The sequence below is a fragment of the Streptomyces sp. M2CJ-2 genome, from assembly GCF_016757295.1.
Classification (GTDB): domain Bacteria; phylum Actinomycetota; class Actinomycetes; order Streptomycetales; family Streptomycetaceae; genus Streptomyces.
In genome coordinates this window covers 22,152-45,060 of the sequence record NZ_JAESIF010000008.1, presented here as the reverse complement: position 1 = coordinate 45,060, position 22,909 = coordinate 22,152, and the positions used below count along the sequence as shown (strand labels likewise).

Below are 22,909 nucleotides of genomic sequence, written 5' to 3'. Positions count from 1 at the left end.
GTTGGCCCGACCGCGCCCTGACACCGGCCCGCACGCCCGCCGAGGGGAATCCGCATGGCACCCGAACCACCGCTGCTCAGCATGTCCGGCATCACCAAGTCGTTCCCCGGCGTCCGGGCCCTGGACGGCGTCGACCTCGACGTCCAGGCCGGTGAGGTGCACTGCCTGCTCGGCCAGAACGGCGCCGGCAAGTCCACCCTGATCAAGGTGCTGGCCGGCGCCCACCAGCCCGACACGGGCACGATCCGCTGGCGCGGAGAAGCGGTCACCCTGCGCTCGCCGATCGCCGCCATGCGCCTCGGTATCGCCACCATCTACCAGGAACTCGACCTGGTGGAGCACATGACGGTCGCCGAGAACGTCCACCTCGGCCAGGAGCCGACGACCGCCGGGTTCGTGGTCCGCCCGAGAACGTCCCGGGAGGCGACGAGCCGGCTGCTGGCCCGGCTCGGGCACCCGGAGATCGAACCGACCCGGCCGGTGGGGGAGTTGTCGGCGGCACAGCAACAGATCGTCTCGATGGCACGGGCGCTCTCGCACGACGTACGCCTCATCGTGATGGACGAACCGTCGGCGGCACTCGACCCGGACGAGGTCGAGAACCTCTTCAGAATCGTCGCCGATCTCACCGCCGACGGAGTCGCCGTCGTCTACATCTCGCACCGCCTCGAGGAGATCCGGCGCATCGGGGACCGGGTGACCGTGCTGAAGGACGGCCGGGCCGTCGCGGGCGGGCTGCCCGCGAAGTCCACCCCGACCCGTGAGGTGGTCTCCCTGATGACCGGCCGCGACGTCGAGTACGTCTTCCCCCGGCGGCCCGCCTCCCCGCCGACCGGCGAACCGGTGCTGACCGTCGAAGGGCTGTCCCGCAAGGGCGAGTTCGCCCCCCTCGACCTCCAGCTGCGCCCCGGGGAGATCGTCGGGCTCGCCGGTCTGGTCGGCTCCGGGCGCTCCGAGATCCTGGAGACCGTCTACGGGGCCCGCAAACCGGACACCGGCCGTGTCCTGGTCGACGGACGCCCGCTGCGGCCGGGCAGCGTCCGCGCCGCCGTGCGCGCCGGGATCGGACTCGCCCCCGAGGAACGCAAGGCGCAGGCCCTGCTCATGCTGGAGTCCGTCACCCGCAATGTGTCGGTCTCCTCCATGTCCCGCTTCTCCCGCGCCGGTTGGATCGACCGGGGTGCGGAACTGGGCGCCGCCCGCGCCGCCACCCGTGAGCTGTCGCTCCGGCCGGACAACCCGGACGTGCCGGTGCGCACCCTGTCCGGCGGCAACCAGCAGAAGGCCGTGCTCGCCCGCTGGCTGCTGCGCGGCTGCCGGGTGCTGCTGCTGGACGAACCCACCCGCGGCGTCGACGTCGGCGCCCGCGCCGAACTGTACGCGGTCGTCCGCCGCCTGGCGGACGAAGGCCTCGCCGTGCTGCTCGTCTCCAGCGAGGTGCCCGAGGTGCTCGGCCTCGCCGACCGCGTCCTGGTGCTCCGGGAAGGCGACGTCGTCCACACGGCACCCGCCCGGGAGCTCGACGAACACCGTGTACTCGACCTCGTCATGGAAGGAAGTCCGGCGTCATGACGCAGCCCGTCTCCCCGCCGCGGGACAGCACCGACAAGGTGCCGGCCACCGGCGAAACGCCCGCCCGGCGCGCCGTGTTGTTCCGCGCCGACGCCCGTACGCTGTCGCTGATCGGCGTGCTCGCCGCCCTCGTCCTCATCGGCGGCATCACCAGACCCGACGAGTTCCTGGACACCCGCAACCTCCAACTCGTCCTCACCCTGGCCTCCGTCATCGGCGTCGTCACCGTCGGCATGACCTTCGTCATCACCTCCGGCGGCATCGACCTGTCGGTCGGCGCGATCGTCGCCCTGTCCTCGGTGTGGGCGACCACCGTGGCCACCCAGGAGTTCGGCTTCGCCGGCATCCTGTTCACCGCCGTCCTCGTCGGACTGGGCTGCGGCCTGGTCAACGGGGTGCTCATCGCCTACGGCGGGATGGTCCCGTTCATCGCGACGCTCGCCATGCTCGCCTCGGCCCGCGGCCTGGCCCTGCTGATCACCGACGGGCGGACCCAGGTCGTCACCGTCGACGGGGTCCTCGACCTCGGTGAACGCGACTCCTACGTCCTCGGCATCCCGCCCCTGGTCCTGGTGTTCGCGGCGGTCACCGTCATCGGCTGGCTGGTGCTCAACCGGACCACCTTCGGGCGCCGCACCATCGCCGTCGGCGGCAACCCGGAAGCGGCCCGGCTCGCCGGCATCGACGTCCGGCGCCAGCGGCTGTACCTCTACCTGCTGTCCGGGCTGTGCTGCGGCATCGCCGCCTTCCTGCTGATCGTCCTGGCCGGATCCGGCCAGAACACCAACGGCAACCTCTACGAACTCGACGCCATCGCCGCCGCGATCATCGGCGGCACCCTGCTCACCGGAGGCCGCGGCACCATCGTCGGCTCCGTGCTGGGCGTCCTGATCTTCACCACGATCACCAACATCTTCGCCCTGAACAACCTGCAGAGCGACGTCCAGCAGATCGCCAAGGGCGCGATCATCGTCGCCGCCGTGCTGGTCCAGCGCCGTACCGCGAGCACGACCTGACGAAAGGGTTCACCGCCATGCCAGAGCCGATGCCTTTCACGAGCCGCAGAGGGCTGCTCTTCTCAGCCGCCGCCGTGTCCGCCGGTGTCCTCGTCACCGGCTGCACCAGCAACGAACCGAGCGACGCGAAGCCGGCCGCGAGCGACCAGCCGGCCGCCGACGACAAGTCCGGCAAGCCGGTCACCATCGGCTTCGCCGGACCGCAGGCCGACCACGGCTGGCTCAACGCCATCAACGACCAGGCCAAGAAGCGCGCCGAGAAGTACTCCGACGTCACCATGGAGACCACCGAGGGCTCCAACGACACCGCCCAGCAGATCGGCCAGATCGAGACCCTCATCAACAAGAAGGTCGACGTCCTGGTGGTACTGCCCGCCGACGGCAAGGCGCTCACCCAGGTCGGGCTGAAGGCGATGCGGGCCGGCATCCCCGTCGTCAACCTCGACCGCATCTTCAACACCCCGCAGGCCTACCGCTGCTGGATCGGCGGCGACAACTACGGAATGGGCCTGAACGCCGGGCACTACATCGGTGAGAAGCTCAAGGACACCCCGAACGCCCGGGTCGTCGAACTGGCCGGCCTGGACAACCTGGAACTCACCAAGCAGCGCACCCAGGGCTTCGACGACGCACTGAAGAACTACCCCAACATCAAGAAGGTGGCCCGTCAGGCCGCCGAGTTCACCGTCGAGTCCGGTCAGGCCAAGATGGCCCAACTCCTCCAGGCACAGTCGAAGTTCGACGCCCTGTGGAACCACGACGACGACCAGGGCGTGGGTGCGCTGCGCGCAGTCGAGCAGGCCGGGCGCGACGACTTCCTGATGGTCGGCGGCGCGGGCGCGCTCTCCGCCTTCGAGGCCATCAAGGCGGACAACGGCGTCCTGAAGGCGACGGTGCTGTACCCGCCGTCGATGGCCGCCTCCGCGATCGACCTGGCCCGCGCCCTCGGCCAGGGCAAGGGTGTCGGCGGCCTCGCCGAGTTCGAGATCCCCACCTCGCTGACCTGCTACTCGGCCGTGGTCGACAAGGAGAACGTCGACCAGTACATGTCCACCGGCTTCAAGTGAGGAGCCCCGCCCCACGGGCCTGACCGGCCCACCGGGCGGGGCCCACCCCCGCCCGCCACGACGACGAGGAGGACAACCGTATGGCACAGCCGCAGCAGTCAGATGGGGTAGACGGCGCAGAAACGGGGAAGCCACCCCTGCGCGTCGGCATGGTCGGCTACGCCTTCATGGGCGCCGCCCACTCCCAGGGCTGGCGCACCGCGGGCCGCGTCTTCGACCTGCCGCTGAGCCCCGAACTGGCCGTGCTCTGCGGCCGGGACGCCACCGCGGTGCGCGCGGCGGCCGACCGCCACGGCTGGGCGGACACCGAGACCGACTGGCGTGCCCTGGTCGAACGGGACGACGTCGACCTCGTCGACATCTGCACGCCGGGCGACAGCCACGCCGAGATCGCGGTGGCCGCCCTCGCCGCGGGCAAGCACGTGCTGTGCGAGAAGCCCCTCGCCAACACCGTCGCCGAGGCCGAGGCGATGGTCCGCGCCGCCGAAGAGGCCCAGGGACAGGGCCGGTTGGCGATGGTCGGCTTCAACTACCGCCGGATACCCGCGACCGCGCTGGCCCGGCGGATGGTGGCCGAGGGCCGCATCGGCACCCTGCGGCACGTACGGGTGGCGTACCTCCAGGACTGGCTGGTGGACCCCGCGTTCCCGCTGACCTGGCGGCTGCGCCGGGAACAGGCCGGCTCCGGCTCGCTCGGCGACCTCGGCGCGCACATCGTCGACCTGGCGCAGTACCTGGCGGGGGAGCGGCTGGCGGGCGTCTCCGCGCTCACCGAGACGTTCGTCCGCCGGCGGCCGCTGCCCGCCGGGCCCACCAGCGGACTGGCCGCCGTCGATGCCGTCGGGGCTACCGGCACCGGCCAGGTCACCGTCGACGACGCCGCCCTGTTCACCGGCCGCTTCGCCTCCGGTGCCCTGGCCTCCTTCGAGGCCACCCGGTACGCCACCGGCCGAAAGAACGCCCTGCGCATCGAACTCAACGGTGAGCGCGGCTCGTTGGCCTTCGACCTGGAACGGCTCAACGAGCTCTCCTACCACGACGGCACCGAGCCCGGCGCGCACGCGGGGTTCCGCCGCATCCTCGTCACCGAACCCGACCACCCCTACCTGGACGCCTGGTGGCCGCCGGGCCACGGCCTCGGCTACGAGCACACCTTCGTGCACCAGGCCCGCGACCTGGTCCACGCGGTCGCCGACGGCCGCACACCCGAACCCTCCTTCGCCGACGGGCTGCAGGTGCAACGCGTGCTCGCGGCCGTGGAGGAGAGCGCCGAGAAGAACTCCCTCTACACGCCGATCGCCGCCTGAGGAGGACGGACACCGATGCCGCGCAACTTCACGCTGTTCACCGGACAGTGGGCGGACCTGCCCCTGGAGGAGGTCTGCCGACTGGCCCGCGACTTCGGCTACGACGGCCTCGAACTCGCCTGCTGGGGAGACCACTTCGAGGTCGACAAGGCGCTAGCCGACCCGTCCTACGTCGCCTCCCGTCACCAGCTCCTCGACAAGTACGGCCTCACGTGCTGGGCGATCTCCAACCACCTGGTCGGCCAGGCGGTGTGCGACGCCATCATCGACGAGCGCCACCAGGCCATCCTGCCCGCCAGGATCTGGGGCGACGGCGAACCCGAGGGCGTACGACAGCGGGCCGCCGCCGAGATCAAGGACACCGCGCGCGCCGCGGCCCGCCTCGGCGTCGACACCGTCATCGGATTCACCGGGTCGGCGATCTGGCACCTGGTCGCCATGTTCCCGCCCGCTCCCGAGTCGATGATCGACCGCGGCTACGAGGACTTCGCGACGCGCTGGAACCCGATCCTGGACGTCTTCGACGCCGAGGGCGTGCGGTTCGCGCACGAGGTGCACCCCAGCGAGATCGCGTACGACTACTGGACCACCGTGCGCACCCTGGAGGCGGTCGACCACCGGCCGGCCTTCGGGCTCAACTTCGACCCCTCCCACTTCGTGTGGCAGGACCTCGACCCGGTCGGCTTCCTGTGGGACTTCCGCGACCGGATCTACCACGTGGACTGCAAGGAGGCCCGCAAGCGCCTCGACGGCCGCAACGGCCGCCTCGGCTCCCACCTGCCCTGGGGCGACCCCCGGCGCGGCTGGGACTTCGTCTCCGCCGGCCACGGCGACGTCCCCTGGGAGGACGTCTTCCGCATGCTGCGCTCCATCGACTACCAGGGCCCCGTCTCCGTCGAATGGGAGGACGCCGGCATGGACCGGCTCCAGGGCGCCCCGGAGGCGCTGACCCGGCTCAAGGCGTACGACTTCGAGCCGCCCAGCGCGTCCTTCGACGCCGCGTTCAACAGCTGAACCGCACGCCCGACGGCAGGTCGGGGGCGGGGGCCGGAGCATCCGCCGGCCCCCGGTCCGGCCTGCCCGGATCCCGCTTTGTCCTGCGTCGGGGAAAAGTTCGGACAGCACTGGCCCAAGGGGTGTTCGTTCCGGAAGAACGCGGTTACCGTCCCTGAAGTGTTCAGGACACCCACGCCTCCGGGGTGACGGCGCACCCCGGCATCCGCACGCACCGCACGTCTTCGCACCGTTCCGTACGGCCCCACCCCGTTCCCGGAGGGACTTCGTGCACAGAAGCAGACTCAAACCCACCCACACCACGAGGCGTCCCAGACTTCGCACCACCCTCGCCCTGTTCACCGGCCTGATGCTGGCCGTGGGCGCCCCGGCGACCGTCGCCGGCGCCCACCCGGGCCACCCGGAGCACGACGAACCGGCGGCCGCCGAGGGGCAGTTCCAGCAGGTGCCGCTCGCCAAGGGCGAGCCCGAGACGGGCGAGCCGATGTCGCTCGCCGTGCTCCCGGACCGCAGCGTCCTGCACACCTCGCGCGACGGCACACTGCGCCTCACCGACCAGGGCGGCGTCACCAAGGTCGCCGGCAGGATCCCCGTCTACAGCCATGACGAGGAGGGCCTGCAGGGCGTCGGCATCGACCCGGACTTCGAGAACAACCGGGCGGTCTACCTCTACTACGCCCCGCCGCTCGACACCCCCGCGGGCGACGCCCCGGAGACCGGCACCGCCGAGGACTTCGAGAAGTTCGACGGCGTCAACCGCCTCTCCCGGTTCGTCCTCAACCCGGGCGGCACGCTGGACATGGCCAGCGAGAAGAAGGTCCTGGACGTCGAGGCGTCCCGCGGCACCTGCTGCCACGTCGGCGGCGACATCGACTTCGACGCCGAGGGCAACCTCTACCTGTCCACCGGCGACGACACCAACCCCTTCGCCTCCGACGGCTACACGCCGATCGACGAGCGGCCCGGCCGCAACCCCGCCTTCGACGCCCGCCGCAGCTCCGGCAACACCAACGACCTGCGCGGCAAGATCCTCCGCATCAAGGTCGCCGAGGACGGCTCGTACACCGTCCCGGAGGGCAACCTCTTCGCCCCCGGCACCGAGAAGACCCGCCCCGAGATCTACGCGATGGGCCTCCGCAACCCGTTCCGGATCAGCGTCGACGAGAAGACCGGCACCGTCTACGTCGGCGACTACGGCCCCGACGCCGGCGCCGCCGACCCGAAGCGGGGCCCGGCGGGACAGGTCGAGTTCGCCAAGGTCACCGAGCCCGCCAACTTCGGCTGGCCGTTCTGCACCGGCGACAACGACGCCTACGTCGACTACGACTTCGCCACCAAGACCTCCGGCGAGACGTTCGACTGCGACGCCCCGAAGAACACCTCGCCGCACAACACCGGTCTCACCGACCTGCCGCCCGCCCAGCCCGCCTGGATCCCCTACGACGGCGGTTCCGTGCCCGAGTTCGGCAGCGGCTCCGAGTCCCCGATGGCCGGCCCGGTCTACCGCTACGACCCGGACCTCGACTCCAAGGTGAAGTTCCCCGAGGCGTACGACGGCGACTTCTTCGCGGGTGAGTTCGGCCGCCGCTGGATCAAGCGGATCGAGCAGACTGAGAACGGTTCCGTCGCGAAGATCAACGACTTCCCGTGGACCGGCACCCAGATCATGGACATGGACTTCGGCCCCGACGGCGCGCTCTACGTCCTGGACTACGGCCTCTCCTGGTTCCAGGGCGACGACAACTCCGCGCTGTACCGGATCGAGAACGCCCAGGACGGCTTCTCCCCGATCGCCGAGGTGAGCGCCGACAAGACCTCCGGCGCGGCCGGCCTCAAGGTCGCCTTCACCGCCTCCGCCAAGGACGCCGACTCCCCGGACCTCACCTACAGCTGGGACTTCGGCGACGGCACCAAGGGCGAGGGTCTCAAGCCCACCCACAAGTACAAGAAGGTCGGCACCTACACCGCGACCTTCACCGCGAAGGACCCCGAGGGCAACACCGGCAACGCCAGCGTCCGCATCGTGGTCGGCAACACCGAGCCCAAGGTGACGATCGACGTCCCGGGCAACGGCAGCCTGGCCGCCTTCGGTGAGCCCGTCCCCTTCAAGGTGACCGTCACCGACCCCGAGGAGAAGGTCGACTGCTCCAAGGTCAAGGTCGTCTACAGCCTCGGCCACGACTCCCACGCCCACGAGCTGACCAGCGAGACGGGCTGTGAGGGCACCCTCAAGCCGCCCGCCGGGGACGGCGGGCACGACCCCAACGCCAACATCTACGGTGTCGTCGGCGCCAGTTACACCGACGGTGGGGCGAACGGCCAGGAGGTCCTGACCGGCACCGCGCGCACCGTGCTCCAGCCGCTGCACCGCCAGGCCGAGCACTTCACCACCCAGTCGGGAGTGAAGACCTTCGACAAGACCGCCGCCAACGGCGGCAAGACCGTCGGCGACATCCACGACGGCGACTGGATCTCCTTCAGCCCCTACCGGTTCGACGGGCAGAAGAAGATGACCGTGCGGGCCTCCTCCGGCGGCGCCGGCGGCTTCATCGAACTGCGCACCGGCTCGCCCGACGGGCCGCTGCACGGCTCGGCGTACATCCCGCCGACCGGCAGCTGGGAGACGTTCCAGAACGTCGACGTGCCGCTGCGGTCCCTGCCGAAGAAGACCACGGAGATCTACCTGGTCTTCCGTGGCGGCGACGGCGCGCTGTACGACGTGGACGACTTCGACTTCTCCACCGAGCCGTTCAAGGCCGGCAAGAAGGTCCTGGTCTTCTCCAGGACGGCCGGCTTCCGGCACGACTCGATCCCGGCAGGCATCGCCGCCCTCAAGGAACTCGGCGCCCCGGCCGGCATCACGGTCGACGCGACCGAGGAGGCCGGACAGTTCACCACCACCAACCTCGCCAAGTACGACGCGGTGGCCTTCCTGTCCACCACCGGTGACGTGCTGAACACCGCCCAGCAGAAGGTGTTCGAGGACTACGTCAAGAACGGCGGCGGTTACCTGGGCATCCACGCCGCCGCCGACACCGAGTACGACTGGGAGTTCTACGGCGGTCTCGTCGGCGCGTACTTCGACTCGCACCCGGCCATCCAGAAGGCCACCGTGCGCGTCGAGGACCACGACCACCCGTCCACCGCGCACCTGGACGACGCCTGGGAGCGCACCGACGAGTGGTACAACTACCGCACCAACCCGCGTGAGCAGGCCAAGGTCCTCGCCACCCTCGACGAGACGACCTACCAGGGCGGCACCATGAAGGGCGACCACCCGATCGCCTGGTGCCAGAGCTACGGCGGCGGCCGCTCCTTCTACACCGGCGGCGGCCACACCAAGGAGTCCTACGCCGAGGAGGCCTTCCGCGCCCATCTGCTCGGCGGTCTGCAGTACGCCACCGGCCAGGTCAAGGCGGACTGCAAGCCCGGCAAGGACTACCGGAAGATCTTCAACGGCCAGACCCTGGACGGCTGGAAACAGGCCGGCCCCGGCAAGTTCGACGTCAAGGACGGCACCCTGGAGACCGAGGGCGGCATGGGCCTGCTCTGGTACCAGGCCAAGGAGCTGAAGTCGTACTCCCTCAAGCTCGACTGGAAGATGCGGGGCGACGACAACTCCGGTGTCTTCGTGGGCTTCCCGGCCTCCGACGACCCCTGGTCCGCGGTGAACAAGGGCTACGAGATCCAGATCGACGCCACGGACGCGCCCGACCGCACCACGGGCTCCGTCTACTCGTTCCAGTCGGCGAACATCAAGGCCCGTGACCAGGTCCTGCGTCCGTCCGGCCAGTGGAACTCCTACGAGATCAAGGTCCAGGGCGAACGGCTCCAGGTGTTCTTCAACGGAGTCAAGATCAACGACTTCACCAACAAGGACCCCGAGCGGAGCCTGACCGACGGCTACATCGGCCTCCAGAACCACGGGGCCGACGACCAGGTCTCCTTCCGCAACATCCAGCTGAAGGAGCTGCCCTCCTAGGGTCTTTTGTTTGGATCAGGCCGGATCAGGGAGCGGGGCCTGGTGCGTGCAGCTGCAAGGCGGAGGAGGGAGTCATGGCGGAGCCATGGCGACCGACGACAACGCCGCAGATGCGCGTGCCAGGGCCCGCGAGCCCGGCGTGATCCAAACGAGAGGCCCTGAGGGCGACCGGAACGGCGGCGGGCGGAGGACGCCGGACCTCCGCCCGCCGTCCGGCCGGGCCTCGCGCCCGGCACCCCGCCGGGCCCCGCGGGCCCGCTTCCGGCGCCTCACACCCGGTTCGCGTACGACAAGGAGGCTGCCCATGTCCGCCGAACCGTCCCTCCCCACCCCCACCTCCGTCCCCTCCCCGGCCCCGCGCTTCGGCGTCTGGCTCATCGGGGCGCGCGGATCCGTGGCCACGACCGCGATCGCGGGCTGCGCCGCCGTCACCGCCGGACTCCACCCGCCGACCGGCATGGTCACCGAGACCCCCGACTTCACCTCGTGCGGCCTGCCGCCGCTGTCCTCCCTCGTCTTCGGCGGCCACGACACCGTCGACTGCCCGCTGCCCAAACGTGCCGAACACCTCGCCGCCGGCGGCGTCCTGCCGCACGGCCTGCCTTCCGCCGTGCACGCCGAACTCGTCGCCGCCGACCGGGAGATCAGACCCGGCGGCCCCCTGCCCGGTGCCACGGACGGCGGCTCGGACGGCCACGACGACGAACTGATCGACGTGTTCGCCGACGACATCCGCGACTTCGTGCGCCGCCAGGGCCTCGCGGGCGCCGTCGTGGTGAACGTCGCCTCCACCGAGCCCGCTCCCGCCGACGGCTCCCTGCCGCCGAGCTCCCGCTACGCGGCGGCCGCCCTGCGCGCCGGCTGCCCCTACGTGAACTTCACCCCCTCCACGGGCCTGCACCACCCGGCACTGGCTCCGCTCGCCGAGTCCTCGGGTCTGCCGTACGCGGGCCGCGACGGCAAGACCGGGCAGACCTTGCTGCGCTCCGTGCTCGGCCCGATGTTCCTGCAGCGCGCCCTCGCCGTGCGCGCCTGGTCCGGCACCAACCTCCTGGGCGGCGGCGACGGTGCCGCCCTCGCCGACCCCGCGGCCGCCGCCGCCAAGAACGCCGGCAAGGACCGCGTCCTCGCCGACACCCTCGGCACCACCCCCGAGGGCGAGGTCCACATCGACGACGTACCCGCGCTCGGCGACTGGAAGACGGCCTGGGACCACATCGCCTTCGACGGCTTCCTCGGCGCCCGCATGGTCCTGCAGACCACCTGGCAGGGCTGCGACTCGGCGCTCGCCGCGCCGCTCGTCCTCGACCTGGCCCGGCTGGTCGTCCGCGCCCGGCAGCGGGGCCTGTCCGGCCCGCTGGGCGAGCTCGGCTTCTACTTCAAGGACCCGGTGGGGGACGGCCCGTCCTCGCTGGCCGAGCAGTACGCGGAGCTGAGGCGCTTCGCCGGACGGCTGCGGGACGGCGCCGACGAGCACGGGGTGCGGCGATGAGCCGCGCGGCCGCCCCGGCACGGGACACGCCCGCGACGGCCGGGCCGACGGCGACGGACGGCCGGGCCCACGGGAGCGCCGCCACGCCCCTTTCCGGCTCCGCGCCCCGCACCTCCCGCCCCCGCTCCGGCCGCGCGGGCGCCTGGGCCGAACTGCTGCGCCTGCCCGCGCTGTTCACCGTCCCCGGCGACGCCCTGGCCGGCGCGGCGGCGGCCGGCGCGCGCCCCGGGCCCCGCACCCTGCTCGCCATCGGCTCCTCCCTGTGCCTGTACGAGGCCGGCATGGCCCTGAACGACTGGGCGGACCGTGCCGAGGACGCCGTGGAACGCCCGCACCGCCCGCTTCCCTCCGGCCGCATCCGCCCGGCCGCCGCCCTCACCGCCGCCGGTGCCCTCACCGGCGCCGGACTGGCGCTCGCCGCCGGTGCGGGACGCCCCGCCCTCGCGGTGGCCGCGCCCCTGGCGGCGACCGTCTGGGCCTACGACCTCGCCCTGAAGCACACCCCCGCCGGTCCCGCGGCCATGGCCGCCGCCCGCGGACTGGACCTGCTCCTGGGCGCGGCCGCCACCGGCGGCGGCACCCGGGCCGCACTGCCCTCCGCCGCGCTGCTCGGCACGCACACCCTCGCGGTCACGGCCGTCTCCCGCCGGGAGACCACCGGCGGCTCGGTCCTGGCCCCGCTGGCGGCCCTCGCGACGACGGGGGCGCTGACGCGACTGGTCACCCGCCCCACCCGACTCCCGGCAGGCCGGCGGGCAGCAGCCGCCCCCGGCCTGCCGGGCTCCAGCCACGCCGGACGCCCACCTCGGACCACCAGCGCCCTCACCACCGCCCTGGGCGCCGCCTACGCCGCCACGGCCGCCCGGTCCTACCTCCACGCCACGCTCAACCCCTCGCCCCCGCTCACCCAACGCGCCGTCGGGAGCGGCATCCGGGCCACGATCCCGCTCCAGGCCGCGCTCGCCGCCCGCTCCGGCTCGGCCGTCACCTCCCTGCTCGTCGCGGCCCTGGCCCCGACCGGCCGGATGTTCGCGAGGAGGTCCGCCATGAGGAAGGTGAGCATCACGTGAGCCGGAACCCGAACGGCGTCCCCTCGCCCCTGCTCCGCTTCGGCTACGGGACCAACGGCCTCGCCGACCTCCGCCTCGACGACGCCCTGGCCCTGCTCGCCGACCTCGGCTACGACGGGGTCGGACTGACCCTCGACCACATGCACCTCGACCCGCTCGCCCCGGACCTCGCAGCCCGCACCCGCCGGGTCGCGCACCGGCTGGACGCGCTCGGGCTCGGCGTCACCGTGGAGACCGGCGCCCGCTACGTGCTCGACCCCCGCCGCAAGCACGGCCCGTCGCTGCTGGACCCCGACCCGGACGACCGCGCCCGCCGCGTCGACCTCCTCCTGAGGGCGGTCCGCGTCGCCGCCGACCTCGGCGCGCACGCCGTGCACTGCTTCAGCGGCACCGTCCCCGACGGCACGGACGAGGACACCGCCTGGAAACGCCTCGCCGACACCCTCACCCCCGTCCTGGACGCCGCCGCCACCGCCGGCGTCCCGCTCGCCGTCGAACCCGAACCCGGACACCTCCTCGCCACCCTCGCCGACTTCCACCACCTGCGCCGCACGCTCGGTGACCCCGAACCCCTCGGCCTCACCCTGGACATCGGCCACTGCCAGTGCCTCGAACCCCTCCCTCCCGCCGACTGCGTACGCGACGCCGCCCCCTGGCTGCGCCACGTCCAGATCGAGGACATGCGCCGCGGTGTCCACGAACACCTGCCCTTCGGGGACGGCGAGATCGACTTCCCGCCCGTCCTCGCGGCCCTCGCCGCCACCGGCTACCAGGGCCTGACCGTCGTCGAACTGCCCCGCCACTCCCACGCGGGACCCCACTTCGCCGAACGCTCCCTCCCGTTCCTCCACCGGGCCGCGGCGGCGTCCCCCCGCACGAACCACTCGGGCGAGCCCTCCGCCACCCACTGAAGGGAGCCACCCCCATGACGCAGCCACACGCCCCCCGCGCCGCCTCCGACCACCGGGACGCGGACGGCACCCCGACCGGGCAGGACCCCCAGGGCACCACCCCCGCCCACGTCCCGCCCGCCGACCTGCGCGCCGCCCTCACCGCCGAGCTCGGCGAAGCCGCCCGCGCCTGGCTCGACCAGGCCCTCGATGAGGCGGCCGACCGCCCCGGCACCCACGGGCCCCTCTCCGTCTGGGAGCTGCGCCTGGCCGAGGCCGGCCGCCGCTGCGGCCCCGCCCACGCCGACGCCGCCCGCGTCCTGATCCTGCACGTGGCCCGCGCCGACCTCGAGGCGCTGACCCGGGTCTACCACCAGGGCACCGCCGACGAACGCCGGGCCGTCCTGCACGCCCTGCCCCACCTCGTGCCCGGCCCCGAGGCCCGCCCGCTCGTCGAGGACGCGCTGCGCACCAACGACACCCGGCTCGTCTCCGCCGCCGTCGGCCCGTACTGCGCCCGGCACCTCGACGCCCACGCCTGGCGGCACGCCGTACTGAAGTGCCTGTTCACCGGCGTCGACGTGGACCGGGTGGCGGACCTGCCCCAGCGCGCCCGGGGCGACGGCGAACTCGCCCGCATGCTCGGCGACTACGCCGACGAGCGCACCGCCGCGGGCCGCCCCGTCCCGGAGGACCTGCACCGCGTACAGGCCCTGATCCGGCCCGAGTCCGCCCCCTCGACGCCCGCCACGGACGACCCCCACGGCACCCACGGCCCCCACGGCAAGGAGTCCTGATGCGCCTCTTCGACCCCCACATCCACATGACGTCGCGGACCACCGACGACTACGAGGCCATGTACGCGGCGGGTGTCCGCGCCGTCGTCGAGCCCGCCTTCTGGCTCGGCCAGCCCCGCACCTCCCCGGCCTCCTTCCTCGACTACTTCGACGCCCTCCTCGGCTGGGAACCCTTCCGGGCCGCCCAGTACGGCATCGCCCACCACTGCACCCTCGCCCTCAACCCCAAGGAGGCCAACGACCCGCGCTGCACGCCCGTCCTCGACCTGCTGCCCCGGTATCTCGTCAAGGACAACGTCGTGGCCGTCGGCGAGATCGGCTACGACTCCATGACGCCCGCCGAGGACACCGCGCTCGCCGCCCAGCTCCAGCTCGCGGCCGACCACGGCCTGCCCGCGATGGTGCACACCCCGCACCGCGACAAGCTCGCCGGTCTGCGCCGCACGCTCGACGTCGTCCGGGAGTCCGCGCTGCCCATGGACCGTGTCCTGATGGACCACCTCAACGAGACCACCGTCAAGGAGGCCAAGGACAGCGGCTGCTGGCTGGGCTTCTCCGTCTATCCCGACACCAAGATGGACGAGGAGCGGATGGTCGAGATCCTGCGCGCCCACGGCCCCGAGCGGGTCCTGGTCAACTCCGCGGCCGACTGGGGGAAGAGCGACCCGCTCAAGACCCGCAAGGTCGCCGACCTGATGCTCGCCGAGGGCTTCACCGAGGACGACGTCGACCGGGTGCTGTGGCGCAACCCCGTCGCCTTCTACGGACTCAGCGGCCGGCTGGCCCTCGACGTCACCGCCACCGAGGCCACCCACGAGGGCAACTCCATCCTGCGCGGCGCGCCCAGGGACGAGCCCGCGCGGACCGCCGGCGCCCCCGCCGCGGAGGCGTGAGCCATGCGCTTCCGCCACCCCGACGGCTCCACCGTCCACCTGGCCTACTGCACCAACGTCCACCCCGCCGAGACCCTCGACGGCGTCCTCGCCCAGCTGCGGGACCACTGCGAGCCCGTCCGCCGCCGCCTCGGCCGGGACAGGCTCGGCATCGGCCTGTGGCTCGCCAAGGACGCCGCCCACGCCCTGGTCACCGACCCGTCCGCCCTGCGCGGCCTGCGCTGCGCACTCGACCGGCGCGGTCTCGAGGTCGTCACCCTCAACGGCTTCCCCTACGAGGGTTTCGGCGCCGAGGAGGTCAAGTACCGCGTCTACAAGCCGGACTGGGCCGATCCCGAACGCCTGGAGCACACCACCTCGCTGGCCCGCCTGCTCGCCGGACTCCTCCCCGACGACGTCCCCGACGGCAGCATCTCCACCCTGCCGCTGGCCTGGCGCACCGCCCACGACCCGGAGCGCGCCGAAACCTCCCGCACCGCCCTGCGCACCCTCGCCGAACGTCTCGACGCGCTCCAGGAGCTGACCGGGCGCTCCATCCGCATCGCCCTGGAGCCGGAACCCGGCTGCGTCGTCGAAACCACCCACGACGCCATCGCACCACTCACCGCGATCGGCCACGACCGCATCGGCATCTGTGTCGACACCTGCCACCTCGCCACCTCCTTCGAAGACCCGCACACCGCCCTGGACGACCTCACCCGGGCCGGCGTCCCCGTGGTCAAGTCCCAGCTCTCCGCCGCACTCCACGCCGAACAGCCCCACCTCCCCGAGGTCCGCGAGGCCCTGGCCGCCTTCGCGGAACCCCGCTTCCTGCACCAGACCCGTACCTCCCCCGCTCCCGACTCCGCTCGAGCGGGAGGGACCCCCATCGCCGCCGGACTGCGCGGCACCGACGACCTCGCCGAGGCCCTGACCGGCGACGCCCTGCCCGACGCGGCACCCTGGCGCGCCCACTTCCACGTCCCGCTGCACGCGGCCCCCACCGCACCCCTCACCTCCACGCTGCCCGTCCTGAAGACCGCCCTGACCCGGCTCGTCGGCGGCCCGCACCCGCTCACCCGCCACCTCGAGGTCGAGACCTACACCTGGCAGGCCCTCCCACCCGAACTGCGGCCCCGGGGCCGCGCCCAGCTCGCCGACGGCATCGCCGCCGAACTCACCCTCGCCCGCGACCTGCTGACGGACCTAGGCCTGAAGGAACTCCCTTGACCCCGAACCCCACAACGGACCGCACCGCCGGCCCCACCCCCCTCCTCGTCCTCGACGTCGTGGGCCTCACCCCCCGCCTCCTCGACCACATGCCCCACCTCAAGAAGCTCGGCCAGTCCGGCTCCCGGGCCCCGCTCGGCACCGTCCTGCCCGCCGTCACCTGCGCCGCCCAGTCCACCTTCCTCACCGGCACCCTCCCCTCCGAACACGGCATCGTCGGCAACGGCTGGTACTTCCGCGAACTCGGCGACATCCTGCTGTGGCGCCAGCACAACGGTCTCGTCGCCGGCGACAAACTCTGGGACGCCGCCCGGCGCGCCCACCCCGGCTACACCGTCGCCAACATCTGCTGGTGGTACGCCATGGGCGCCGACACCGACATCACCGTCACCCCCCGCCCGGTCTACTACGCCGACGGACGCAAGGAACCCGACTGCTACACCAGGCCCCCGGCCCTGCACGACGAACTCACCGAGAAACTCGGCACCTTCCCGCTCTTCCACTTCTGGGGCCCCGGCGCGGACCTCGTCTCCAGCCGGTGGATCATCGACGCGACCCGCCACATCAACCGCACCCGCCACCCCGACCTGACCCTCTGCTACCTCCCTCACCTCGACTACGACCTGCAGCGCTTCGGCCCCGACGACCCTCGCTCCCTGAAAGCCGCCGCCGCCCTGGACGCCGCCCTGGCCCCGCTCCTGGACGACGCCCGCGCCGAGGGGCGCACCGTCGTCGCGCTGTCCGAGTACGGCATCACCCGGGTGAACCGCACCGTGGACATCAACCGCGCCCTGCGCCGCGCGGGCCTGCTGGAGGTGCACACGCAGGACGGCATGGAATACCTCGACCCGATGGCGTCGCGCGCCTTCGCGGTCGCCGACCACCAGATCGCCCACGTCTACGTGCGCCGCCCCGAGGACCTGGACGCCACCCGAGCCGCCCTCGAAGGGCTGCCCGGCATCGACCAACTCCTGGACGACGAGGGCAAGAAGGCCCATCACCTCGATCACCCGCGCGCCGGCGAACTGGTCGCCGTCGCCGAACCCGACGCCTGGTTCACGTACTACTACTGGCTCGACGACGAGCGCGCGCCCGACTTCGCGCAGCTCGTCGAGATCCACCGCAAACCCGGCTACGACCCGGTCGAGCTCTTCATGGACCCCCTCGACCCGTACGTCAAGGTCAAGGCGGCCACCGCGCTGGCGCGCAAGAAGATCGGCATGCGCTACCGGATGGCGGTCGTGCCCCTGGATCCGTCACCTATTCGGGGCAGCCACGGCCGCCTCCCCGCGAGCGACGACGACGGTCCGCTCCTCATCTGCTCCACCCCCCGTGCCGTCGGAGACCGCGTCGCGGCCACCGATGTCAAACAACTCCTGCTCCGGCTCGCCGGACTCGGCTGACGCACCACGGCTGACGCACCATCAGGCAGGCCCCTCCGAGATCCAGCTACGGAGAGTGAAACACACGGCACTGACAACGGCCGGTCCCGGCGGGACCGGAACCGGCCACGACCGAGAAGGCAGGCCACTCGTGACCCTGTACTCCGACCACTCCCGCGCCGAGACCGTCACCGCCTCGGCCACCGACGCCCCGGACGAGGGACTGCGCCGCTCCCTGGGCGTGGACCGGCGCCGTTTCCTCAGCACCTGCACCGCCGTGGCGGCCGGGGCCGTCGCGCTCCCCGTCTTCGGGGCCGCCCCCGCCCTGGCCCACGACCGCGGCAGAGACCACGGCCACGGGCACGACCACGGTCACGGGAGCGGCGGGCAGGTGCTCGTCCCGCCGCACAAGCGCGGCATCATCCTCTACACCGTCCGTGACGCCACCGGCCGCGACCCCCTGTCCACCGATCTGCCCTCCGGCTTCCGCGAGGTGTTCAAGCAGCTGGCCCGCCACGGCTACCGCCAGGTGGAGTTCGCCGGTTACAACCAGCACGCGAACGCACCCGGCGGCGCCAGTCTCGAATCCGTCGCGGGAGCGAGGCTGCTGCGCTCCTGGCTCGACGACTACGGCCTGCGCGCCCAGGGCAACCACGGCTTCATCCCGTCCTCCTGGCCGTTGACCACGGCGGACCTGGACACCTTCAAGAAGCACCTCGAGATCGCCAACATCCTCGGCCTGGACCACATGGGCACCGGAGGCGACCCCACCGGCAGCTCCCACCGCGCCGACTGGGACGTGGCCGCCGACAAGTGGAACGCCCTCGGCGCGATCGCCCGCCGCGAGGGCATCAAGCTCTACACCCACAACCACGACGGCGCCTACGGCTTCCTGCTCGACGGCGGCCCGCTGGACGACCAGGGCCGGCCGACCCGCAGTTCGGGCATCCGGAAGCTGGAGTACTTCCTCAAGATCACCGACCCCAAGGCCGTCTGGCTGGAGATGGACGTCTTCTGGGCGCATGTCGCCCAGTACAAGTTCCACACGTACACCGCCCACGACGGCTCCACGCGCCAGAACGTCTTCGACCCGGCCGGCCTGGTCGCCCGCAACAACAAGCGCTACCCGCTGTTCCACGCCAAGGACGGCGTCGTCAGCACGACCAACGGCATGGGCTACGAGATGGTGCCCTTCGGAACCGGCGTCATCGACTACACGACGTTCTTCTCCCGGGTCGGGCAGCGGAACTACCACAACCCGATGGTCGAGGACGACACCGCCCCGAGCGCCACCGACCCCGGGCAGTCGCTGCGCGAGGCCAAGATCAGCTACGACAACCTGGCGGCCCTGCGCAAGCGTCGCCGCTGACCGCGAAAGCGCACACGGACCGGGCGGTCCCTCCCGCAGCACGCGGGAGGGACCGCCCGGTCCGTGTGGACGAAGCTCTCGCGCCGGTGCCGGTGCCGGTGCCGTGTGACAGGGACGGTGTGCGGCTCAGGCGGTCCGCGGGCTCACGCAGTCTCGTCACCGAGCGGCCGCGGATTCGGGGTGATGCGGACCTTCGGCCGCCCCGGGGGGTGCAGGAACACGGCCACGCAACCGGCGAACAGGGAGATCGAACCGGCGAGGATGAACGCGCCCGCGTAGTCCCAGGCGCCCACCACGACGGCGCCCATGCCGGACCCGAGCAGACCGGAGACCAGCTTCGAGGAGTACACCAGGCCGTAGTTGGAGGCGTTGTTGTTCTCACCGAAGTAGTCGGCGGTCATCGCCGCGAACATCGGGAAGATGGCACCGCCGCCGAAGCCGGAGATGGACGAGAACAGCAGGAACAGCGGCAGGTTCCCGATGTTCCCGGAGAACAGGATGCCGTACTGGGACAGACCGAGGACGATACAGACGAAGATCAGGCACTGCTTGCGGCCGTATCGGTCGGAGAGCCAGCCGATGACACCGCGGCCGGTGCCGTTGACGATCGCCTTCAGGGACATGGCGGTCGCCACGATGCCTCCGGCGAAGCCCGCGTCGTCACCGAAGGGCACCTGGAAGGCGATGCCGAAGATGTTCACGCCCGAGGTGCACAGCAGGCAGAACCACATCAGCGCCACCCGGCCGGTGCGCCACGCCTCCTTGGGGGTGTACTGGTGCACGGCCGGCGGGTTCTTCTCCAGCGCGCGCCGGGTGCGCGCGTCGGTCGGCTTCTTCAGCGGGTCGATGTCGGCCGGCCACCAGTTCTTCGGCGGGTCCTTGAAGAAGTAGCCGGACACCGCCACCACACCGGCCAGGAACACACCCACGGAGACCAGCACCCACCGGAAGTTGGTGAGGTCCATGAAACCGGTGAAGATGAAGACGAACGGCACCGAACCGTAGGCGAAACCGCCGTTCACGAAGCCGGTCTTGCCGCCCTTGCGCTCCGGATACCACTTGGCGACCATGTTCACGCAGGTCGCGTACACCATGCCGGCGCCCATACCGCTGAACATGCCGAAGCCGAGATACGCGACGATCACATGCGGTGCGAAGGCGAGCGAGAGATAGCCCAGCAGCGTCCCCACCGCGCCGCACATCATCGCCCAGCGGGCCGGCAGCCGGCCGCTCTCCCGCAGCTTGCCCGCCGGGAAGGCCACCGCCGCCTGGAAGAAGACCCAGACTCCCAGCATCCAGAAGATGTGCGCGCTGCTCCACGAGTGAGCCGTGTGCAGGGTGTCCTCGGCGGACGCGAACGCGTACTCCGCCGAGCTGATGCCCATCATGCCGACCCACGGCAGGATGACCATCCACTTGCGTTTGCGGCCCATGATGTCGACGTCGGTCTCACCGAGGCGGTAGACGCGTCCGTTCGCGTCGGCCACCTCCCGGTAGGGAACCGAAGCAGGTAGATCGGTCGTTGTCATGTCGTGTTGCACCCCTTGCGTCGAAAGTTCTGGCCAGCGCCCCCTGTCCAATGCCTTTCGTGCGCGCTCGGGTCCCGGGGCCGGCCGACGCGCACCGTCGGCCGGCCCCCCGGTTCACTCACCTCATGAACCGCCCCCCAACATCCCGCCCGTCGCCCGCCACCGCCCTATCGGAGGGGCCTTCGGCCCCCAGCTTTGACGCTGCACGCGCCCAGCGGTACTTCGCGCCGAGCACGGCCACCGGCTGCTCGGTCGTGTACGGGTACGCCACGACCCCCCGCTCGAAGAGGTACTGGCACGCCTCCTCGACCTCCACGTCACCCGCGAGCGACGCCACCACCGGCTTCTCGATGCCCCGTTCGCGGAACTCGGCCACCACCCGCGCGGTGAGCTCGGCGAACACCATGGGAGGCGTGACGATCGTGTGCCAGTAACCGAGCACCAGCGCATGGATGCGCGGGTCCTCGAGACCCAGCCGGATCGTCGCCTCGTACGTCGACGGCGGCTCGCCCCCGGTGATGTCCACCGGGTTGCCGGCCGCCCCGAACGGCGGGATGAACGCCCGGAACGCCGCGTCCAGATCCGGCGGGATCTCCATCAGCGACAGCCCGTTGTCCGTCACCGCGTCCGACAGCAGCACCCCGCTGCCGCCCGCCCCCGTGATGATCACGACGTTGTCGCCCTTCGGGGTGGGCAGCACCGGCAACGCGCGCGCGTACTCGAGCATGTCGTTCAGTCCCGGCGCGCGGATCACGCCGGCCTGCCGCAGGATGTCGTCGTACACGGCGTCGTCACCCGCCAGGGCGCCGGTGTGCGAGCCCGCGGCCTTCGCGCCCGCCGCCGTACGCCCCGCCTTCAGCACCACGACCGGCTTCTTCGGCACGGTCTCCCGCGCGGCCCGCACGAACGCCCGCCCGTCCTTGAGGTCCTCCAGGTGCATGGCGATGCAGTCGGTGCGCGGGTCCTCCCCGAACCAGGTCAGCAGGTCGTCCTCGTCCAGGTCCGACTTGTTGCCCAGCCCGACGATCGCCGACACACCCGTCCTGGTGGTGCGGGCGAAGCCCAGGATGGCCATCCCGATGCCGCCCGACTGCGAGGTCAGCGCGACCCCGCCCTTGACGTCGTACGGCGTGCAGAACGTGGCGCACAGGTCCTGCCAGGTGGAGTAGTAGCCGTAGATGTTGGGCCCGAGCAGCCGGATGCCGTGCCGCTCGGCGATCGCCACGATCTCGTCCTGGAGTTCCTGCTCACCGGTCTCGGCGAACCCGGAGGGGATGAGGACGGCGTTCGGGATCTTCTTGCGCCCCACCTCCTCCAGCGCCGCGGCCACGAACTTGGCGGGGATCGCGAAGACCGCCACATCCACCTCACCGGGGACGTCCGTGACACTCTTGTACGCCTTGCGGCCCAGAATGTCATCGGCCTTGGGGTTCACCGGATGGATCTCCCCGGCGAAACCGCCGTCGACGAGGTTGCGCATCACCGAGTTGCCGATCTTGCCCGCCTCGTTGGAGGCACCGATCACGGCCACCGAACGCGGCTGCATCAGCCGCCGCATCGAGGTCAGGATCTCCTCGCGCGAGTACTGGCGGCGTTCCCTGGGCGGCTCGGTGGACAGGATCACGCGGATGTCCGCGGCGACGGCCCCGCCCGGGGTGGCGATCACCGGGTTGAGGTCCACCTCGGCTATCTCCGGGAAGTCCGTGACGAGTTCCGACACCCGCCGGATCTGCTCGGCGACCGCCCACCGGTCCACGCCCTCCTGGCCGCGCACCCCGCGCAGGATCTCCGCCGACCGGATCGAGTCCAGCATCGACAGCGCCTCGTCGGCCTCCACCGGCGCGAGCCGGAAGGTGACGTCCTTGAGCACCTCGACGAGCACCCCGCCGAGCCCGAACGCCACCACCTTCCCGAACGTCGGATCGGTGACCGCGCCGACGATGACCTCCTGCCCCTGCGGCAGCAGCTCCTGCACCTGCACACCGTCGATCCGGGCGGCGGGGTCGTAGGCGCGCGCGTTCTCCACGATCCGGCAGAACGCCGCCCGCACGTCGGCCGCGCCCTCCACACCGACGATCACACCGCCGGCGTCGGTCTTGTGCAGGATGTCCGGTGAGACGATCTTCATCACGACGGGCCCGCCGAACCGTGCCGCGTACGCCACGGCCTCCTCGACGTCCGTCGCCAACTCCTCACCCGGTACGGCGATCCCGTACGCGTCCGCCAGCACCTTGCCCTCGGGCGCGGTGAGGGCGGTGCGCCCGTCGGCGCGCACCGCGTCGAGCAGCGCGCGCACCCGGAGCGTGCGGTCCTCGGCCAT

The 22,909-nt window shown here is 71.8% G+C and carries 16 protein-coding genes; 14 read left to right on the top strand and 2 right to left on the bottom strand.

The window, feature by feature from the left end; all coding sequences use genetic code 11:
- The first annotated feature begins 54 nt into the window (after positions 1–54).
- From JL475_RS09665 to JL475_RS09600, 14 genes are all read left to right on the top strand, one after another.
- Positions 55–1,572, top strand: a complete 1,518-nt coding sequence (locus tag JL475_RS09665; protein ID WP_202277038.1) for a sugar ABC transporter ATP-binding protein — start codon at positions 55–57, stop codon at positions 1,570–1,572.
- Entirely contained in the window at positions 1,569–2,588 is a 1,020-nt protein-coding gene (locus tag JL475_RS09660) for an ABC transporter permease (RefSeq protein WP_202277037.1), read from the top strand. The genes JL475_RS09665 and JL475_RS09660 overlap by 4 nt, the downstream gene beginning before the upstream one ends.
- A gap of 17 nt (positions 2,589–2,605) precedes the next feature.
- Positions 2,606–3,655, top strand: coding sequence for a substrate-binding domain-containing protein (locus tag JL475_RS09655; protein ID WP_202277036.1), 1,050 nt, complete (start codon positions 2,606–2,608; stop codon positions 3,653–3,655).
- Between the two features lie 80 nt (positions 3,656–3,735).
- Complete coding sequence (locus JL475_RS09650; RefSeq protein ID WP_202277035.1) at positions 3,736–4,962, top strand: Gfo/Idh/MocA family protein; 1,227 nt, start codon at positions 3,736–3,738, stop codon at positions 4,960–4,962.
- 15 nt (positions 4,963–4,977) lie between these two features.
- On the top strand, positions 4,978–5,976 hold the full coding sequence (locus JL475_RS09645) for a sugar phosphate isomerase/epimerase (protein ID WP_202277034.1): 999 nt from the start codon (positions 4,978–4,980) through the stop codon (positions 5,974–5,976).
- 268 nt (positions 5,977–6,244) lie between these two features.
- Positions 6,245–9,958, top strand: coding sequence for a ThuA domain-containing protein (locus tag JL475_RS09640; protein ID WP_202277033.1), 3,714 nt, complete (start codon positions 6,245–6,247; stop codon positions 9,956–9,958).
- A 304-nt stretch (positions 9,959–10,262) separates the two neighbouring features.
- Entirely contained in the window at positions 10,263–11,450 is a 1,188-nt protein-coding gene (locus JL475_RS09635; RefSeq protein WP_202277032.1) for an inositol-3-phosphate synthase, read from the top strand.
- Positions 11,447–12,520, top strand: coding sequence for an SCO3242 family prenyltransferase (locus tag JL475_RS09630; protein WP_202277031.1), 1,074 nt, complete (start codon positions 11,447–11,449; stop codon positions 12,518–12,520). The genes JL475_RS09635 and JL475_RS09630 overlap by 4 nt, the downstream gene beginning before the upstream one ends.
- Positions 12,517–13,431, top strand: coding sequence for a sugar phosphate isomerase/epimerase (locus JL475_RS09625; RefSeq protein ID WP_202277030.1), 915 nt, complete (start codon positions 12,517–12,519; stop codon positions 13,429–13,431). The genes JL475_RS09630 and JL475_RS09625 overlap by 4 nt, the downstream gene beginning before the upstream one ends.
- A 14-nt stretch (positions 13,432–13,445) precedes the next feature.
- Positions 13,446–14,207: an EboA domain-containing protein gene (locus JL475_RS09620; protein WP_202277029.1), complete on the top strand. Its 762-nt coding sequence runs from the start codon at positions 13,446–13,448 to the stop codon at positions 14,205–14,207.
- Complete coding sequence (locus JL475_RS09615; protein WP_202277028.1) at positions 14,207–15,100, top strand: TatD family hydrolase; 894 nt, start codon at positions 14,207–14,209, stop codon at positions 15,098–15,100. The genes JL475_RS09620 and JL475_RS09615 overlap by 1 nt, the downstream gene beginning before the upstream one ends.
- A 3-nt stretch (positions 15,101–15,103) precedes the next feature.
- Positions 15,104–16,309: a metabolite traffic protein EboE gene (eboE, locus tag JL475_RS09610; RefSeq protein WP_202277027.1), complete on the top strand. Its 1,206-nt coding sequence runs from the start codon at positions 15,104–15,106 to the stop codon at positions 16,307–16,309.
- On the top strand, positions 16,306–17,712 hold the full coding sequence (locus JL475_RS09605; protein WP_202277026.1) for a nucleotide pyrophosphatase/phosphodiesterase family protein: 1,407 nt from the start codon (positions 16,306–16,308) through the stop codon (positions 17,710–17,712). Before eboE ends, JL475_RS09605 begins: the two co-directional genes overlap by 4 nt.
- A 130-nt stretch (positions 17,713–17,842) precedes the next feature.
- Positions 17,843–19,060: a sugar phosphate isomerase/epimerase gene (locus tag JL475_RS09600; protein WP_202277025.1), complete on the top strand. Its 1,218-nt coding sequence runs from the start codon at positions 17,843–17,845 to the stop codon at positions 19,058–19,060.
- 143 nt (positions 19,061–19,203) lie between these two features.
- Here JL475_RS09600 and JL475_RS09595 read toward each other — a convergent pair whose 3' ends face one another.
- Together JL475_RS09595 and JL475_RS09590 are read right to left on the bottom strand one after the other, a co-directional pair.
- On the bottom strand, positions 19,204–20,589 hold the full coding sequence (locus JL475_RS09595; RefSeq protein ID WP_202277024.1) for an OFA family MFS transporter: 1,386 nt from the start codon (positions 20,587–20,589) through the stop codon (positions 19,204–19,206).
- Between the two features lie 118 nt (positions 20,590–20,707).
- Positions 20,708–22,909 carry an acetate--CoA ligase family protein gene (locus tag JL475_RS09590; protein ID WP_237406720.1) on the bottom strand — a complete coding sequence of 734 codons (2,202 nt, stop codon included), beginning with the start codon at positions 22,907–22,909 and terminating at the stop codon, positions 20,708–20,710.

Excerpts from the sequence above, each read along its gene's own strand:
- JL475_RS09665 (WP_202277038.1), top strand. The coding sequence starts at position 55 with ATGGCACCCGAACCACCGCTGCTCAGCATGTCCGGCATCACCAAGTCG.
- JL475_RS09660 (WP_202277037.1), top strand. The coding sequence starts at position 1,569 with ATGACGCAGCCCGTCTCCCCGCCGCGGGACAGCACCGACAAGGTGCCG.
- JL475_RS09655 (WP_202277036.1), top strand. The coding sequence starts at position 2,606 with ATGCCAGAGCCGATGCCTTTCACGAGCCGCAGAGGGCTGCTCTTCTCA.
- JL475_RS09650 (WP_202277035.1), top strand. The coding sequence starts at position 3,736 with ATGGCACAGCCGCAGCAGTCAGATGGGGTAGACGGCGCAGAAACGGGG.
- JL475_RS09645 (WP_202277034.1), top strand. The coding sequence starts at position 4,978 with ATGCCGCGCAACTTCACGCTGTTCACCGGACAGTGGGCGGACCTGCCC.
- JL475_RS09635 (WP_202277032.1), top strand. The coding sequence starts at position 10,263 with ATGTCCGCCGAACCGTCCCTCCCCACCCCCACCTCCGTCCCCTCCCCG.
- JL475_RS09630 (WP_202277031.1), top strand. The coding sequence starts at position 11,447 with ATGAGCCGCGCGGCCGCCCCGGCACGGGACACGCCCGCGACGGCCGGG.
- JL475_RS09620 (WP_202277029.1), top strand. The coding sequence starts at position 13,446 with ATGACGCAGCCACACGCCCCCCGCGCCGCCTCCGACCACCGGGACGCG.
- JL475_RS09615 (WP_202277028.1), top strand. The coding sequence starts at position 14,207 with ATGCGCCTCTTCGACCCCCACATCCACATGACGTCGCGGACCACCGAC.
- eboE (WP_202277027.1), top strand. The coding sequence starts at position 15,104 with ATGCGCTTCCGCCACCCCGACGGCTCCACCGTCCACCTGGCCTACTGC.
- JL475_RS09595 (WP_202277024.1), bottom strand. The coding sequence starts at position 20,589 with ATGACAACGACCGATCTACCTGCTTCGGTTCCCTACCGGGAGGTGGCC.
- JL475_RS09590 (WP_237406720.1), bottom strand. The coding sequence starts at position 22,909 with ATGGCCGAGGACCGCACGCTCCGGGTGCGCGCGCTGCTCGACGCGGTG.